General features: G+C 37.5%; 1 protein-coding gene. It reads left to right on the top strand.

Features of this window, described 5'->3' with window-relative positions; genetic code table 11:
• On the top strand, nt 1-249 hold a 249-nt coding region (locus R7E78_RS29865; protein ID WP_318059109.1), incomplete at its 5' end, for a hypothetical protein.
• Nucleotides 250-541: the final 292 nt, after the last annotated feature.

The raw sequence follows: 541 nt of genomic DNA on the forward strand, positions 1-541 counted from the left end.
TTTCTTTTCAGCACTGTAGCCAGGCTGACTGAGAGTCAAAGCTCTATTGAGCCTTGTATTCCTTTAGCCCTTAGAAGTAATGATTTTATGAGCTTTTTTAATCTAAATATTAGAGGCAAAATTCATGACCTACTGTCCTCAGATAGTACCTATCTGCCCTCACACACAGCTGTAAGACCTAATATATATTTAGATTGCTTGCTCCCCAATTTCTCTTCAAGAATTGACCGCAGTGATTTCTTCATCTAAATCATCAGCGTGTCTCTTAGACCCCATCCCAACTAGGCTACTTAAGGAGGTCTTTCCTTTAGTTAACACTCATATATTAGATATGATCAATATATCCTTATTAACAGGCTATGTACCACAGTCTTTTAAGGTAGCTGTAATTAAACCTCAACTAAAAAAGCCCACTCTGGATCCAGAGGTGTTAGCCAACTATAGACCAATATCTAATCTTCTCTTTCTTTCAAAGATCCTAGAGAAAGTAGTGGCATACCAGCAGTGTCACTTTCTCCATGACAATAATTTATCTAAGGAA

The sequence above is a fragment of the Vibrio sp. YT-19(2023) genome (genome assembly GCF_033337395.1).